Origin of the sequence: Akkermansia sp. N21169 (genome assembly GCF_029854675.1) — a bacterium.
GTDB lineage: Bacteria > Verrucomicrobiota > Verrucomicrobiia > Verrucomicrobiales > Akkermansiaceae > Akkermansia.
Genome location: NZ_JARWNC010000038.1, coordinates 120718 through 136738 on the forward strand (window position 1 = coordinate 120718; position 16021 = coordinate 136738).

General features: G+C 53.3%; 11 protein-coding genes. 3 read left to right on the forward strand and 8 right to left on the reverse strand.

Annotation, left to right across the window (positions count from 1 at the left end):
- Window positions 1-43: 43 nt before the first annotated feature.
- From QET40_RS07045 to pyrC, 7 genes are all read right to left on the reverse strand, one after another.
- Window positions 44-3226: an efflux RND transporter permease subunit gene (locus QET40_RS07045; RefSeq protein ID WP_280126468.1), complete on the reverse strand. Its 3183-nt coding sequence runs from the start codon at window positions 3224-3226 to the stop codon at window positions 44-46.
- A gap of 93 nt (window positions 3227-3319) precedes the next feature.
- A complete protein-coding gene (locus tag QET40_RS07050) occupies window positions 3320-4579 on the reverse strand; it encodes an efflux RND transporter periplasmic adaptor subunit (protein ID WP_280126469.1) in 1260 nt (419 codons plus the stop codon).
- Window positions 4580-5024: 445 nt separating this feature from the next.
- Window positions 5025-5951 (reverse strand): NAD-dependent epimerase/dehydratase family protein, encoded by a 927-nt coding sequence (locus QET40_RS07055; protein WP_280126470.1) that lies wholly within the window; start codon window positions 5949-5951, stop codon window positions 5025-5027.
- Between the two features lie 96 nt (window positions 5952-6047).
- Window positions 6048-7139, reverse strand: a complete 1092-nt coding sequence (locus QET40_RS07060) for an aminoglycoside phosphotransferase family protein (RefSeq protein WP_280126471.1) — start codon at window positions 7137-7139, stop codon at window positions 6048-6050.
- A gap of 9 nt (window positions 7140-7148) precedes the next feature.
- Entirely contained in the window at window positions 7149-8057 is a 909-nt protein-coding gene (locus QET40_RS07065) for a sugar phosphate nucleotidyltransferase (RefSeq protein ID WP_280126472.1), read from the reverse strand.
- A 173-nt stretch (window positions 8058-8230) separates the two neighbouring features.
- Window positions 8231-9298 (reverse strand): peptidylprolyl isomerase, encoded by a 1068-nt coding sequence (locus tag QET40_RS07070; protein WP_280126473.1) that lies wholly within the window; start codon window positions 9296-9298, stop codon window positions 8231-8233.
- Between the two features lie 181 nt (window positions 9299-9479).
- A complete protein-coding gene (pyrC, locus tag QET40_RS07075; RefSeq protein ID WP_280126474.1) occupies window positions 9480-10484 on the reverse strand; it encodes a dihydroorotase in 1005 nt (334 codons plus the stop codon).
- A gap of 215 nt (window positions 10485-10699) precedes the next feature.
- Between pyrC and QET40_RS07080 the strand changes: the two genes are divergently transcribed.
- The 3 genes from QET40_RS07080 (at window position 10700) to QET40_RS07090 (ending at window position 14508) form a co-directional block, all read left to right on the forward strand.
- Entirely contained in the window at window positions 10700-12544 is a 1845-nt protein-coding gene (locus QET40_RS07080) for a hypothetical protein (protein ID WP_280126595.1), read from the forward strand.
- A 13-nt stretch (window positions 12545-12557) separates the two neighbouring features.
- On the forward strand, window positions 12558-13613 hold the full coding sequence (gene rfbB, locus QET40_RS07085) for a dTDP-glucose 4,6-dehydratase (RefSeq protein WP_345783063.1): 1056 nt from the start codon (window positions 12558-12560) through the stop codon (window positions 13611-13613).
- An 82-nt stretch (window positions 13614-13695) separates the two neighbouring features.
- A complete protein-coding gene (locus tag QET40_RS07090) occupies window positions 13696-14508 on the forward strand; it encodes an undecaprenyl-diphosphate phosphatase (RefSeq protein ID WP_280126475.1) in 813 nt (270 codons plus the stop codon).
- A 19-nt stretch (window positions 14509-14527) separates the two neighbouring features.
- On the opposite strand, the gene cls is transcribed toward QET40_RS07090, so the two are convergent.
- Window positions 14528-15976, reverse strand: a complete 1449-nt coding sequence (gene cls / locus QET40_RS07095) for a cardiolipin synthase (RefSeq protein ID WP_280126476.1) — start codon at window positions 15974-15976, stop codon at window positions 14528-14530.
- Window positions 15977-16021 lie beyond the last annotated feature (45 nt).

Here is a 16021-nt window from a genome sequence, read left to right on the forward strand (position 1 = left end):
ATAGATATCAATAGGTATTGTCGGGGAGGGGACAGCCAGAGTTTTAGTGGGGATGTCCTTCTTGCAGGTATTTCATGGCGATCGTTTCATCAGGGTCTTCTCCATCGTGCTTGGCGGCAATCTTGACGCGGAAGAGGCGCATGATGAAGTAGAAGCTGCATGGAATCAGGAAGACGCCGACAAAGGTGGCCATCGTCATTCCCGCGATGACGACGATGCCGATGACATTGCGGGAATAGGCGCCGGAACCGGAGGCCAGGGCCAGCGGTACGCAACCGAGGATGAAGGCGAATGAAGTCATGAGAATCGGGCGCAGACGAATTCTGGCGGCGGAGAGCGTGGCTTCGATGAGGTCTTTGCCGCGTTCAATCTCAATGACGGCAAATTCGACGATCAGAATAGCATTCTTGGCTGCGAGGCCGATGAGCATGATCAGGCCGATCTGGGCATACAGGTTCAGCTCAAACTTGAAAATGTAAAGACCGAGGAAGGCTCCCAGGGCTGCGATCGGGACGGTCATGAAGATACTCAGAGGAAGTGACCAGCGTTCATACAAAGCGGCCAGGATGAGGAACACGAAGACCGATGAAAGGAGGAAGATTTCCGTGATGGTGATACCGGTGCGAACTTGGTTTTCCTGGAAACTCATGCCGCTGTAGTCATAGCCCATGTCGTTGGGCATGTATTGGTGAAAGACTTCTTCCAAGGCGTCCATGGCCTGAGCTGAGGAATATCCCTTTTGAGCGGATACCTGGAACTGGGCGGAATTGTACAGATTGAACCGGAAGACGAATTCGGGACCTGTGATGTTTTCCTTGGAAATAAGAGAGGACATGGGGACGGCTTCGCCATCCTTGTTGCGGATGTAGAAATTGTCCAACTGGTTGATGTCCGAACGGTCATCCGCCTGTGCCTGGATATACACCTGCCACTGCTGACCATACAAGGTAATATAGTTAATGAACAGGGAACCCATGTAGGCCTGGAGGATACTATTGGCTTCCTTGACGTTAACTCCCTGGGAGTAGCATTTGTCCACGTCCAGTTTGACACGGATTTGTGGAACAGCCGGCATCAGGGTAGAGCGTATGCTGGCGATTTCCGGTCTCTTGGCGGCCTCGGCAGTGAATACCTTGGATTGTTCATCCAGATATTGGATACCGTTACCGGCACGGTCTTGCAGAACAAAAGTCACACCACCGGAGGAACCTACGCCAGGAATAGCCGGTGGGGCAAAACAATAGGCCATGCCTTGCGTTACCTTTTGACCGAATGCTACGTTGAAGTGTGCCGTAAGATCTTTGGCACTTTGTCCCGGAGCGGTGCGTTCGGACCAGGGCTTGAGAGTGACGAAGAAGAATCCGCAGTTGGTACTTTGCACTCCGGTGATCATGTTGAAACCGATGACGCTTACCACTGCATCGACGCAGTTGTTGTCGAGGATGATTTTTTCCATGTCGGAAATGGCGTCGCGCGTACGCTGCATGGAGGAGGCATCGGGTAGCTGGACACCGCAGAAGAGATAGCCCTGGTCTTCTTCCGGGAGGAAACCTCCGGGAATTTTGTTGGCGACGGGGATGATCATGAAAGAAATGATCGCCAGCAAGGGGATGGAGATATAGAGCCTGCGCGTCAGGAAGCGGCAGATCCCGGTATAACCGCGTGCCGTTGCTTCGTAAGATGCGTTGAAAACGTTGTAGAAGGGCGTGAGCAGGCTGTGCGTTTCATTCTTCGATTTCAGAAGGATGGCTGAAAGCGCCGGAGATAGTGTGAGGGCATTGAATGCCGAAATGAGCATCGAGATGGCGATGGTAACGGCAAACTGCTGGAACAGAGTTCCCGTGATGCCTGGAAGCAACAGAGAGGGCAGGAACACGGCGGCCAGAACCAGAGCGATGGCAATGACGGGACCGGATACTTCTTCCATGGCGGCAAAGGCTGCCTGGCGCGGCGTGAGACCTCGCTCCATGTGGGCTTCGACGGCTTCGACGACGACGATGGCATCGTCAACGACGAGGCCGATGGCCAGTACCATCCCCATGAGGCAGATGGTATTCAGAGTGAAACCGAGTAGGGGGAAGACGGCGAAGGTACCGATGATGGAGACAGGTACGGCAATGGCGGGAATCAATGTAGCGCGCCAGCCTTGCAAGAAGATAAAGACGACGAAGACAACGAGCAAGAGTGCTTCGACGAGTGTGTGTTCGATTTCTTCGATGGAAGAACGGACTGCCTGCGTCGTATCCATCGTCATTTTGTAGGAAAGTCCCGACGGGAAACTGCGGGAATAATCCTTCATCATTTTGTTGATGGCGTCAACGGTGTCGATTGCGTTGGAACCGGGGGTCTGGTAAATAGCAATAGCCCCTGTAGGAGAGCCGTTGTAGCGGGCATTGACGGCGTAGGTTTGCGATCCCAGTTCGATGCGGGCGACATCCTTGAGGTAGACGAATTTGCCGTCGACGGCACGGATGACGATATCGCCGAATTCTTCAACAGTAGACAAGCGGCCGGCCGTGCGGATCGTATAGGTAAAGTCTTGTCCGGGGGCTGCGGGTTCGGCTCCTACCTGGCCACTGGGATTGACGGTATTCTGGGCGGCGATGGCTGCCTTAATTTCATCAATAGAAATGTTGAGCGAGGACATGTGCTTGGTGTCCAGCCAGATACGCATGGCATAACGACCGGCGCCAAAGACCTGAACATCGCCGACGCCGGGCAGACGCTTGATCGGGTCGACAAGGCTGACGTAGGCGTAGTTGGAAAGGAACACGGAGTCGAGCGAGTTGTCTGGAGAATAGAGGGACACCAGGCATAACGGGGCGGAGGCCGACTTGGTGAGAGTGACGCCCATCTGCGAAACTTCACCGGGAAGCTGGGCAGTGGATTGGGCGTAACGCATGTAGGTGAGCGTCTGGTCCATGTTCGGGTCGGTGCCGACCTTGAAAACAATGGACATTTTGCAAATGCCGTTATTGGAATTGGTGGACTGCATGTATTCCATGTTGTCTACACCGGACATTTGCATTTCAATGGGTGTTGCAACGGAGTCCGTGACAGTCTGGGCATCGGCTCCCGGGTAGGTTGCTTGAAGACTGATGTTAGGGGGGACGATGTTCGGATACTGCTCAATGGGCAGTGACATCATGGAGAGGGAACCGATGATCACCATGATGATAGAGATCACCATGGCGATAATGGGGTGTTTGATGAAGAACTTGGACATGTGTTACATGCAGGTAGAGATGTGGAATATTTCTGAAGCTTGCGTCAGGTTGAGAGGCTGAACGGGTACAAGCTGCTAAGGAGAAAAGGCCGGTTATTTGGTTTCCTTATTACCGGAGACGGGTTGTTGTCCAGGCGTTTTTAATTTGCCCTTGTCGTCGAAGTCGGAGACGGCCTTGGAATTGATGATGGGCTGGGATTCCTGGAAAACGTAAGGAACTGGGTTGACGGGGGCTTTGCCCTGGCGCGATGCCGCTTGGAGAACCCCTTCGACAACAACAGACATTTTGGGCGGGAATTCTCCCTTGAGCGGTTCGACGACTTGAAGGTGATCAACGACCGGTCCCGGTTTGACGGGGAAGATGAACGGGATGTTGTCCTTGCCTATGCCGAGAATAAAGCTCATGCTTTGCACTTTCATGATGGAGCGCGGAGGGACGAGTGTAGCGTTTTTAATGACTTTGACAACAGCTCTGATACGTACGAACATGCCGGGACGAAGTTCGTGCTTCGGGTTGGGAATCTGGCCGACAATATTAATGGTGCCGGTTTGGCGGCTTACGTTGCGGTCAACGGCTACAGGAGTGCCCAGTTCGGAATAGGGTTTGCCGTTTGCGAGAATGACTTGGAATTTTTCCTTTTCGGGATCAATGCCGTTTTTTTCGAACGCGTCGAGAAGTTGATTTTCACTGATGGAGTAGTCTACTCGGATCGGATCAATGGAGGAAATGGTGGTCAGGGCCTCGGACGATGTGGGAGAAAGAAGGTCTCCGATAGATGGCTGGGCAAGTCCGGCAAGCCCGGAGATGGGGGCATCAATCGTCGTGAACTTGAGGTTGATTTCCGCATCGGCAACGGAAGCCTCGGAGGTTTTGATAGATGCTTCGGCCTGTTTCAAGGACTGGACGGCGTCGTCAAGCTGTTTGCGGCTGACGGAACCGGATTCGACGAGGGGAGTGTAGCGTTTGACGTCCAAACTGAATTTTTCAGCGTTGGCGCGAGCCTGTGCCAGCTGACCGCGAGCCTGGTCGAGAGCGGCTTGGAATGGGCGAGGGTCAATACGGAACAAGATTTCTCCCTTTTTGACATAGGCTCCGTCTTTATAATCCTTGCTCAGGAGGTAACCACTGACGCGCGGGCGGATTTCAGCATCTTCCGTACCTCGGAGAGAACCTATCCATTCCGCCGTGATGGGAACATCCCGGTGGATCAATTCAGTGACCTGGACGTCAGGGGGAGGGATGGCGGCGGAAGATTGTTGCTTGTTGGTGGCCTCATCGCAGGAGGTCAGGGCACCCAGAACGGAAAAAACGGCTAAGACCGTTGTGCAGGAGTGAATCAGATTTTTGTTCATGGTGAGAGAATGGTTAATTTTGTACATCCGTGATGCGCCCGGAGACGAGGATTTTCTGCTTTTTTTCTTGCGAGTCAACACCTTATTCGTGATGCAAAATAGCATAGCTATCTTTGTTAATGAAATAGAATGGTTTCTGTATGTTAATCAATTGTTGGAGGATGTGAATTTTTACTGGCAGGTACATTGCCTGGATTTTTTTCACAGGCTTACGGGATAGGAAATTGCCCGAATATCCGGAAGAGATCATGTGGAAAGGGATATTCGGAGAATACATTGCTGACAAATGGTACATTTGGCAGGTCATAGTTGGATGATAGAAGCCGATGTGAGCAAGTCAAGGTGCCGATGCGGGTGCAAAGTCATACAAAAAAAGCCACCCTTCGTAGAGAAAAGGGCGGCTGAACAGATGCGTCAATACGGTTCGATGACCGGATTGGAAAGATTATTTGCCAAGGATACTGCGGAAATAGGCAAGCGTGGCGGCCAGGCCTTCTTCCAGAGAATGCCGGGGCTTCCAGCCGGCAGCGCGGAGTTTGTCGGCACAGGCGCGGGAGTGTTTGACGTCGCCGGCGCGTTCCGGTGCATGGAGGACTTTGGAGGAGGAATCGGCTTCCTTGATAATCTTTTGGGCAAGGTCTTCGATTGTGATCTGACCTCCGTACCCGGCATTGAATGTTCCGGTTACTTCGGGATGTTCGGCAGCAAAGGTAAGGGCGCCGACGATGTCCTTGACGTAGATGAAGTCGCGGGTTTGCTCCCCGTCTCCATAAACCGTAATGTCTTCGTTTTTCAAGGCTTTTTCGATGAAGATCGGCACGGCGGCGGCATAGGCTCCCTTGGGATCTTGACGGGGGCCGAATACGTTGAAGAACCGGACGGATGCGGTGTTGATCTTGCCGATGGAGCGGAACATGGCGAGGTAGTATTCGCCGTCAAGCTTGGTGATGGCGTACGGACTCTTGGGCTCCGGATACATGGTTTCGATTTTGGGTACGGTGGGGTTGTCACCGTAGATAGCGGCAGAGGAGGCGAGAACAATCTTTTTGACTCCTGCGGCAGAGGCTTCTTCGAGAACGTTGAGAAGACCGCGGCAGTTGATGTCGATGGTTTCTTCGATCTTGCTCATAGATTCCGGGACGGAGACGAGAGCTGCCATGTGGAAAATGTAATCGACACCTTCGACGGCTTTGCGAACGATGTCGCGATCACAAATGGAGCCTTCGATGAAAGTGTGCTTGAGGCCGTCGAGGTTTTTGAGATAGCCGGTGCGGAGGTTGTCGAGGACGCGGATTTCGTCAGCTTTGTCCTGATAGTGTTCGACGATATGGGAGCCGATGAACCCGGCGCCGCCTGTAACGAGGATTTTCATGGATGGATGGTGAGTGGTGGTTGGAGTGAATATCTAAAAAAGGGGGGTGGGCTTCCGCAAACCGGTGCCCACCCCCTGCGGTATAAATGAGGTGGTTTAGTATTTGGCGACCAGGGCATTCATTTCATCCATCTGTTTTTCGATGGATTCAACGAGCGCGATCTGGGTGCGGCACCGGTCCAGATTGTGTTCCGGGCGCTTGATCTTGAAGTACACGTCTCCGGAGAGGTAGTCCGTGAGGAACCGGATACCGCATTCCATTGTCAGGAGTTTGCCGGAGAAGGGCAGCAGTTCTTTTTCAAGCGGGGTCAGGAAGGTTGCTGAGGATAAATAACCCTGCAGCAAGGCTTCGAACATGAACATGCGCATGGTGACCTTGGATATGTCCTTTTCATCTTCGGCCGCGGGGGACGTCGCCGTGCGGATCATGTCGCCGAAGTCGTAGATGGCGGAACCGGGCATGGTGGTATCGAGGTCGATAACACAGATGCCTTCTCCCGTGACATCGTCAAGCATAACGTTGTTGAGCTTGGTGTCGTTATGCGTACAGCGGACGGGCAGTTCTCCAGAAGCCAGGTAGTTGACGACGCGATGGCAGTCTGCTTCGCGTGCCATGAACCATTCGATTTCCTTTTTCACTTCCTGAACGCGTCCGAGAGGATCAGCCTTGATAGCTTCCTGAAGGGCCTGGAAGCGATTGGTCGTATTGTGGAAGTTCGGAATGGTTTCAAACAGGGGATCGCCGGGAAGGTTGGCGGTGAGCTTTTGGAATTCACCGAAGGCCTTGGCTGCTTCGTAGCACTGTTGGGTGGTTTCGATCTGGTCGTAGGTACGGGCTCGTTCGATGAACGGGTAGACACGCCAGCAATTGCCTTCCGCATCAATTGCGTAAGGCTTTCCGTCAATGGCGGGAATCAGGGTAAGGGTACGGCGGTAGGCTTCGGCACAATTGCTTTCCTTCAGCTGGGAGAGAGCATGATCCGTGACTCGCTTGACGTTTTCCATCAGCGGTACGGGTTGCTTGAATACGTTTTGGTTGAGACGCTGGAGGATGTATCGGATGCGCTGGCCTGCCTGATCTACCCAGATGCAGTAGGTATCGTTGATGTGACCGCTTCCGTAGGGGTGTCCGTGGACGAAGTCTCCTCGGAGGTCGAACAGGGCGGCTGTTGCTTTCAAATCGTGCATGGCTTGGAATTAAGCGAGCTTTTCCGGATAAACCCCTTGATCGATGAGAGCCCGGATGCCGGCAACGACAGTGGGCTTGTCTTGGGGATAGGTGACACCGAACCAGTTGGATGTGGTGGCAAGAACTTTGCAGTCGGCCCGGTCGGCTTTGATTAAGGCGTCCATAACGGTTGGAATGTAGCATTCGCTCTTGAGTTCCGTACCGCGTTTGGTGAGGAAGTCGACAAAGTGGGCTTCCGTCAGTTCGATGAAGGACGGGCCAAAGAGCCAGAAATTCATGGAGACGAGTTCTTCGGGATCAACCGGGAGGCGCTTGCCTTCAAGGTTTTCGCCTCGGGTGACTCCGTCTTCTTCTGTCAGAATTTTGACGAATTCTTCAACGCCGGCGAGGAGGCCGTTGTTGATGGTGCAGATACCGCGATTGACATCGCCGTTGTCGGAAAGGGTATTTTTCAGGGGATAGCCGATCATACCGTAGTGGGCTTTGCCGGGTTCGTCCTGAATGGTGTTGAGGAATGTGGCTGCCTGCATGAAAGCGTCGGTGCCGTAGAAGTCGTCCGCATTGATGACGGCAAACGGTTCTTTGACGACATTGCGGGCGGCGCGGAGAGCGTGAGCCGTGCCCCAGGGCTTTTCACGTCCTTCGGGAACGGAGAATCCTTCGGGAAGGTCGTCAAGGGATTGGAAAGCGTAATCCACTTCGATTTTGGAAGCGAAGCGGCTGCCGACTTTTTCCTTGAAAGCCTCTTCAAAGTCACGGCGAATCACAAAGACGACTTTGCCGAAACCGGCGCGGATGGCGTCATAAACGGAGTAATCAAGGACGACTTCACCGTTGGGGCCCATGGGGTCAAGCTGCTTGAGGCCACCGTAACGGCTGCCCATCCCGGCTGCAAGAACAAGGAGTGTAGGTTTCATAATACGGGGAGGATTATGACTCTCTCCTGCGAATTATGCAAGTCATAAAGAAACGTTCGCCTCTTTGAATGTACGGCGAGGAATCAATGGAAGAAGCCGTATCCGGAAGGAGAAAGAAAAAGCCCCCGGTCCTTGGAGGGAACCGGGGGCGGCTGGCGGAATTGCCTGTCTTTTTAGATGTAAGTTTTGATGATGGCTTTGTTGCGTAAACGCTCAATCCACTGCTTGTAGCGTTCATTGCTGCGCTTGCTGCGGACTTGAGCATCGATTTCGTCCTTGATTTTCGAGAGAGGCGGGGCAGGAGCCAGATTCTTTTTCAGGGGAACGGCGATTGTGAATCCGGTAGGTTCGATGAGGGGGCCGACGAGCTGGTTCTCGGGAGTGTCAAAAATAATGGCCGCAAATTCCGGGGATAGTTCCGAACGCTCTTTCATTGGCCATACCCCTCCGTTTTCCGCCATGCCGTCCTTGGAATAGGTTTTAGCCATCTCTTCGAAGGAGGATTTGCCGGATCTGATTTCCTGGGCAACGAGTTCGGCCAGCTTGAGCTGGACGTCGGGAGTAGAGTCATGCTCGTCTCCGAGCATGGGGATAAAGATCTTTTTGAACTGGATGTGGTCCTTCGTGATATCTCGGAACTTCATTTTGGTTTCCTGGTATTCACGGTTGATTTCGTCGGGTGTAGGCGGAATGTCCTGGTCGTATTTGGAAGCGCGCATGGCCATGACGACCATGTTGCGCTTGGTGACTTCGCGAAAGTTGCGTATAGTCATGTTGGAGAGGCGGAGGCTTTCAAGGAAACGATCGCGGTTGCCGTTGAAATTTTCACGAATTGTGCGCGAGATTTCCTGGTCAACATAGGAATCTTTGAGTTGGGCTCCTTTGGAGTCGAATTCGCTCAGGACGAGTTCTCGATCAATCAGATCGTTGATGATTGCCTTTTTAGCGGCGGCGAGCTGCCTGTTGAATTCGGCTCCCTGTCTTGGATATTGGGTCGCAAGTTGGGCTCCGATGGGCATTAGGCGGAAGCTGACTTCACTGGACGTGATGGGACGCCCGTTGACGGTTGCGGCGATTCTATTGACGACCCGTGCGGGCTTGGCTCTGGGAGCTTCCGGTTTCATGGCGGAGGAGGGTTGAAGTCCTCCGGGAAGCATCGGAGCAAGGGATTGTGAAAATCCGGTAGCCGGGGCGAGCAGTCCGATACAGGACAGGATGATGAAGCGGAAAGGGAGCTGCATAATATAATCAGAAAGCCGTTTGTTACGGCGATATTATCCAGGAAGGATCGTGAGACAACATAAATCTGGGTAATGTTATGGCAACGGAGCTTGGAGAAAAGGCGTTTTGACGGGCCGTTGTCCGGTAAACCCGTTGCAGAATTACAGCCCTTCAGGAGCGAACCTTATCCGGTCCGGTGCGTTATGACCGGATAGACCATGAGATGGTTTCTCCCGCTTTCATGGGAACGACGTTTTTGCCATATCCTTCGTAGACGTCAGGGACGGTCATGTCTTTTTTGGCGAGAGTGATGTGTTTGACGGGAGGGGTCAAATGATGGAGGCGGCATGCGTTGCCGGATACGAAGTCCTGAAGTTTCTCCAGAGCTCCGTGGCGTTCAAAGAGATCGGCCAGGACGGGCAGTGCGATGGGAGCGGTGAATACGCCTGCCGCACACCCGCATGTTTCCTTGGCATGGATGGGATGAGGTGCCGAGTCGCTGCCGAACATGAGCTTGGGATGGGCTGCCAGGGCCGCTTGCAAGAGGGCGTCGCGGTCTTCTGGTCGTTTGGCGATTGGTTTGCAGAAGAGGTGGGGGCGCAACATGCCGCCGGCTACGTCGTCCAGAGTAATGATAAGGTGTTGGAGGGTGACGGTTGCGCAAAGGTTTTCGAATTCGTCGAGCAGTTGAACGGCAGAAGCCGTGGTGATGTGCTCCATACAGATGGTAAGTTTGGGAAATGCCGTTGCCAAATGGCGGTAAACATGCAGGAATTCCTCTTCGCGATCCATGACGAAGCCGTGGCTTTCTCCATGGACGAGCAGGGGGATGCCCATTTCTTCCATGATTTTCATAGTGCCTTCTGCGTCATGGATGGCTTTGACTCCTCCTTCGCTGTTCGTCGTAGCTCCGGCGGGGTAGAGTTTGATCCCGAAAATGTCCGGCCTGAGACTGGCCAGTTCCTGCTCCGTATAGGACTGGAAAAACAACGTCATGTATGGCTGGAAGATTTCCCCCTTGGTCGCTTCTTCAACGCGGTTTCTGTAAGCATGCAGGGATGCTGCGGAGTTGACAGGCGGTACAAGGTTGGGCATGACGACTGCTCCCGCGAAAGATTGGGCGCTTAGAGGGGCTACCAGTTTCAGCATTTGGCTGTCGCGCAGATGCAGGTGCATGTCCAAGGGGGAATCCAGCGTTATTTCCATGACGATACCTTAGCGCAACATGTTTTTTTTGGCAATCCCGGAGAAAAATCGCCGGAGCTCCGCCTTTTCTTGAGTCCCGGGTGCCGGATATGTGGTGAATTCCTGAAAAGCATTGAGTTCGTCCATGAATTTCCGTAATTTGAATCTGCGCTATGACTACGGAAGAACAGGTGACGCCCAAGACCCCGAAGAATACATTCTCTCAACATCTTGGGATGTTTTTTTTCCATGTTTTCGAGAAATGCCTCTCTCTGGTTCCCATGTACGTTTTGTGTAAAGCCGGACGTATGGTCGGTTTTATAGTCTATTGTATTTTCCCCGGCAGGAGGCGGATTGTGGCGCGGAATCTCCGCATTGTGATGGATACCCGGTTGCGCGGGAAGGAATTGAATACTCTCGTGAAGGAAAATTTCAAGAGGACGGTTGCCAATCTGATTGGTTCTGCGAAGACGGCTACCTTGTCGGAGGCACAATTGGAAAAGTGCGTTCGTATCGAAAACCATGACGTTTTTACGGCGGGGCTCCGGGAGGGCCGGGGTACGGTCTGCTGCATCCCCCACTCGGGCAATTGGGAAATTCTTGCCAGGATACGGACGTTTTTCAAGGAGGTGGAGCACTTCGGTTCCATGTATCGGCAGATGGATAATCCCTTGATGGAGGAATACCTCTATAAACGCCGCACGGAGCGGGGAACATGTATGTTTTCCAAGGAGAGCGGCATCAAGGCTCCTTTGAAATTTCTCAAGGAACTTGGTTCTCTGGGAGTTTTGAGCGATCAGTTTGTCCAGGAAGGAGTGTTCGTTCCTTACTTTCGCAAAGTGGCGGGGACGACCTATTTGCCGGCGTTGATGTACAAGCGGACGAAGGCGGCCCTGATTGCCGTTGGCGTTTACACGGAGCGTCCGGGGTATTGGGTTGCCGACATGGGGGAACCGATTGACCCGGAATCCGTGGATAGTTCTATTGCCGGGATTACGATTGCCGTGAATCGCAAGATGGAAGAAATCCTGCGCAAGTCTCCGTTAGACGGTTTCTGGATGCACCATCGCTGGAAAGTTCTGGATGCCTTTGTATCATCCGACGAGAAGACGAACCGTTTGCTGGAAGGCATGGATCTCATTCCTTTCCGCATCCTGTTTGCCTGTCCGGAAAGTCTGGAGGAAGCCATCCTTTCCGTGCCCCTGATGCGTGCCCTGAAAGCAGCCCGGTGCGATATCCAGGTGATTGCGTTGTGCCGGCCGGAGCAGGAAACCTTCTGGCAGGAATTGCATTTGCCGGACAAGGTCGTAGCTTTTCGGGATGCCCGGGAACTGGCGGCCCGGCTGGATGAACCGGAATTGTACGACGATGGTCCCTACGACATGGCTTTCCTGCTGGATGGCAGTGAAGAAACGGTAAAGGGACTGCTTCCCTTTATGCCTCTGACTTTTTCCGGTTTTGACAACCATCCCAGCATCGGCAAAGTCAAATTCCGCGTCAAATCACCGTATCGCGACCAGAAAGAACCGGATCGTCCCCGCATTCTGGATTATATGGCTCTTGCAGAAGCCCACTCTATCCCGAACCAGGATCCGTCTCTGTTTCCCTCTCTTCATGAAGGCTATCGCAAGGGCAAAGGGGAAATCCTCCTGGCTCCGTTTTCCAATAGAGTCTCGGGAGAGGAATGGCCTGTCGATTTATGGAAACGTCTTGTTGCCGGGCTTGATAGTCAATGCCGTCTTGTGGCCTTGGATGTGGATGACGGGAATGCACGAACCCTGGCTGCCGAGATTGATATTCCCGTAACGACGGGGAATCCGGGCATCCTGGTTGCAGCGATGCAGAAGGCATCCTGCGTGATTGCTGTAGATGGCCTGTTTCCTGCCATGGCCTCCCATGCGGGTATTCCGTCTGTAACTCTGGCCGATGGCGGTGGTGACCGCCGGTATGAACCGTATGGAGATTTCCACGAAGTCGTGCGTTCCGACGGCAATTTGTCCCTTTTGGAGGCGGATGCCGTGCTTGCGGCTGTCCGTCGTCTGAAAGAACGCCTCCCAGCTATTGTCCCGCATCATGAATGAAACACCGCCGATTTTGCGTATTCTTGTCACGGGGGGGGCCGGATTTATCGGTTCCGCCCTTGTCAGGATGATCGTCCGGGATACGCCGCACGAGGTCTTGAACCTGGACAAGCTGACTTATGCCGGCAATCTCGCTTCCTTGCAGGAAGCGGATCGTTCTTCGCGCTACTCATTTATACAGGCCGATATTGCGGATCGTGAGGCCGTGGATCGCGTGCTGGGGGATTTCCGGCCTCATGCCGTCCTCAATCTTGCGGCGGAGTCTCATGTGGATCGTTCGATCGACGGTGCCCGGCCATTCATGGAGACGAACGTCATGGGTGTTTTCACCCTGCTGGAGGCCGTTCGTTCCTACTGGAGCAAGTTGCCGGAGGATGAGGCGGAGCGCTTCCGTTTCCTGCACGTTTCGACGGATGAGGTTTTTGGCAGCCTCGGGCACGGGGGAACTGCTTTTTCCGAGACGACGGCTTACGATCCCCGTTCCCCCTATTCGGCCAGCAAAGCAGCCGGAGACCATCTGGTCAAGGCTTGGTGGCATACGTACGGCCTTCCTGTCCTATTGACGAATTGTTCGAATAATTACGGTCCCTGCCAGTTCCCGGAGAAGTTGATTCCTCTGGTGTTGATCAATGCCTTGGAGGGCAAACCCCTTCCCGTGTACGGAGACGGTTCCAATGTCCGTGACTGGTTATTTGTCGATGACCATGTCCGTGCTTTGTTGACGGTTCTCAAACAGGGCAGACCGGGCGAATCTTATAACATCGGAGGGAATTGCGAAAAAACGAATCTGGAGATTGTCCGCCAGGTCTGTGCCGTGCTTGACCGTCTACGCCCCCGAGGGGAGGGCGCGTCTTATGCGGAATTAATTTCCTTTGTTGATGACCGGCCGGGGCATGACTTCCGCTATGCCGTTGATTTCTCGAAGTTGTACCGGGAGACCGGCTGGCGTCCCGAAGTTATGTTTGAAGAAGGTATCGGGAGGACTGTACAGTGGTATTTAGATAATCCGGCATGGTGGGAGCCTATTCGTTCCGGGAAGTATGCCGGAGAACGTCTCGGAAGGCGATAATTTACCGGGAAATCCTCTAAAATGCAGTTTGGCGTTCTGCGATATTGACCCGTGGACGCGATTCCAGTAGGACTGGCGCGTCATGACCGTTTTTGATTCTATTATACTCGGGATCGTAGAAGGATTAACCGAATATTTGCCTGTCAGTTCGACCGGCCACCTGCTGGTAACCCAGGCTCTGCTGGGAATTCAAAACGGGGAAGCCGATGATGCCTTTGCCGTTTGTATTCAGGGGGGGGCGATCCTGGCCGTCTTGGGCCTTTACTACCCGCGTGTCCGAGCGATGGTGCAGGGGCTTTTCGGGAAAAACCCCGCCGGCTTGAAAATGCTGATCAATATAATGGTCGCTTTTATTCCCGCTGTCGTCATCGGGTTGATTTTTGACGATACCATCAAATCCGTTCTTTTTGGGATCAAGCCTGTCATTGCCGCCTGGGTTGTCGGTGGCGCCGGAATCTTGGTTTACGTCCGCTGGCGGAACAGGCATGGTTATGAAAACACGGGACTTTCTTTGGAAGAACTAACTCCTCGTAAGGCTTTTATTATTGGTATTTTACAATGCGTTGCCATGTGGCCGGGCACGAGCCGTAGCTTGATGACGATGTTGGGTGGCATGTTTGTCGGGCTTTCTCTGTCGGCAGCCGTCGAGTTCAGCTTCCTTCTCGGGTTGGTAACTCTGGGGGCGGCAACTTGCTATGACGCTATGAAGCACGGGCAAGTGATGTTGGAACACTTTGGTTGGGCACCTCTGGTTGCAGGGACTCTGGCCTCGTGGATTTCTGCCGTTCTTGCCGTTAAGTGGATGGTGACCTACCTGCAGAAACACAGTTTTGCCGTGTTCGGCTGGTACCGCATTGCCATCGGGATCGTTATCTTCGCCGTATTGTTGTACTAATGTTTCTTGCGGGCATGCCTTACTGGATGGGGGCCAGGAGGCGGAAGAAATTGCAGATGATCTTGTAGAGAAGAGGCTTGGAAGCGTAATCTTTCGGGTCGACTAATTGGGAATCGTCAAAATCCTTTTTCAGCATTTGATGGACATTTCCGGCGAATTCTGGATCATGGACGATGGCTGTGATTTCAAAGTTGAGTGTCAGTGATCTGTTGTCCAGATTGGCCGTGCCGACTGTGGCAAGATCGTCGTCGACCAGAATGACCTTCTGGTGCATGAAGCCCTTGGTGTAGTGGTAAATGCGGATACCGAACGGAACGGTTTCCGGAAGGTATGTCATGGATGAGAGTTTCACCATCGGGTGATCCGCTTTTTCCGGCTTGAGAATCCTGACGTCTACGCCGCGCAGAGCGGCTGCTTGAAGCGAGGCAAAGGTCGCTTCATCGGGCACGAAATACGGAGTAGCGATCCAGAGCCTCCGGCGGGCGGCATTGGCCAGGGCGATAACGGTCGTCCTCCATGTCGGCACCCGGTCGGCTGGTCCGGACGGAAGCATCAGGACGGACATGTCCTGGGGCTGTGGGTAGATGACCCAGGAAAGCTCGGGAATATTGCCGTTAGTTGCCCAGAGCCAGTCCTCCAGGAATGTGAGCTGAGCCTGGATCACGGCTGGACCGGACAAACCCAGAAATGTATCGCGCCAGTAGCCGAGGTTGCTCTGACCAATATATTCCAGGCCTATGTTCATCCCTCCAACGAAACCTATTTTACCGTCCACGACCACAATTTTGCGGTGGTTGCGGAAGTTGACGCGCACAATGTTGCGCAGGAAGAAGCGTTTGCCGTTGAAGGGCTGGATGCGGATACCTGCCCGTCTCATACTGGAAATGTAGCCGGGCGGAAGTTTGTGGGAGCCTATTTCATCGTAAATGACATAGACACGGACGCCTTCCCGGGCGCGTTCGATGAGAAGTTTTCGGAGGATGTCTCCGACGAGGTCACTTTTGATGATGTAGAATTCGACGAGGATATAGTCCTTTGCGTTCCGAATGGCATCGTAAATATCGGGATAGGCGGATTGGGCATCAATGAGGAGTTTGCAGGAGTTTCCACGGCAGATGTAGAGATTGGACAAGTGAGTCAGCATTCTGAAAAAACCACTGTGTTTTCCCTGTTCGGATTTCAGATATTCTTTGAGCTGATTGCTGATGTCGTCGGATAAAAGATTGAGAACATCGTTGTTTTTCTGGCTTGTACGCCTCATTTCAATGTAGCCTTCAAACCGCCTCGGCCCGAGAATCAGGTACAGCGGTACGGCAACATAGGGAAAGAACACGAGAGAGATGACCCACGCAATACTACCCTGGGGTGTCCGGGTATAGAGCAGGGCAGGGAATGCAAGCGCGATGCCTGCAATGTGCAGGATGATGAAAACGAAGAAGAGTGGGTGACTCGCCGGATAACTGAACATGCTTCTGATGGGTCTCGAGAGAGGAAGAGAGGCAAGCAATCTGAT

What these genes read in the sequence shown, in the direction of transcription:
- QET40_RS07045 (WP_280126468.1), bottom strand. Translation starts at nt 3,226, where the DNA reads ATGTCCAAGTTCTTCATCAAACACCCCATTATCGCCATGGTGATCTCT.
- QET40_RS07050 (WP_280126469.1), bottom strand. Translation starts at nt 4,579, where the DNA reads ATGAACAAAAATCTGATTCACTCCTGCACAACGGTCTTAGCCGTTTTT.
- QET40_RS07055 (WP_280126470.1), bottom strand. Translation starts at nt 5,951, where the DNA reads ATGAAAATCCTCGTTACAGGCGGCGCCGGGTTCATCGGCTCCCATATC.
- QET40_RS07060 (WP_280126471.1), bottom strand. Translation starts at nt 7,139, where the DNA reads ATGCACGATTTGAAAGCAACAGCCGCCCTGTTCGACCTCCGAGGAGAC.
- QET40_RS07065 (WP_280126472.1), bottom strand. Translation starts at nt 8,057, where the DNA reads ATGAAACCTACACTCCTTGTTCTTGCAGCCGGGATGGGCAGCCGTTAC.
- QET40_RS07070 (WP_280126473.1), bottom strand. Translation starts at nt 9,298, where the DNA reads ATGCAGCTCCCTTTCCGCTTCATCATCCTGTCCTGTATCGGACTGCTC.
- pyrC (WP_280126474.1), bottom strand. Translation starts at nt 10,484, where the DNA reads ATGGAAATAACGCTGGATTCCCCCTTGGACATGCACCTGCATCTGCGC.
- QET40_RS07080 (WP_280126595.1), top strand. Translation starts at nt 10,700, where the DNA reads ATGTTTTTTTTCCATGTTTTCGAGAAATGCCTCTCTCTGGTTCCCATG.
- QET40_RS07090 (WP_280126475.1), top strand. Translation starts at nt 13,696, where the DNA reads ATGACCGTTTTTGATTCTATTATACTCGGGATCGTAGAAGGATTAACC.
- cls (WP_280126476.1), bottom strand. Translation starts at nt 15,976, where the DNA reads ATGTTCAGTTATCCGGCGAGTCACCCACTCTTCTTCGTTTTCATCATC.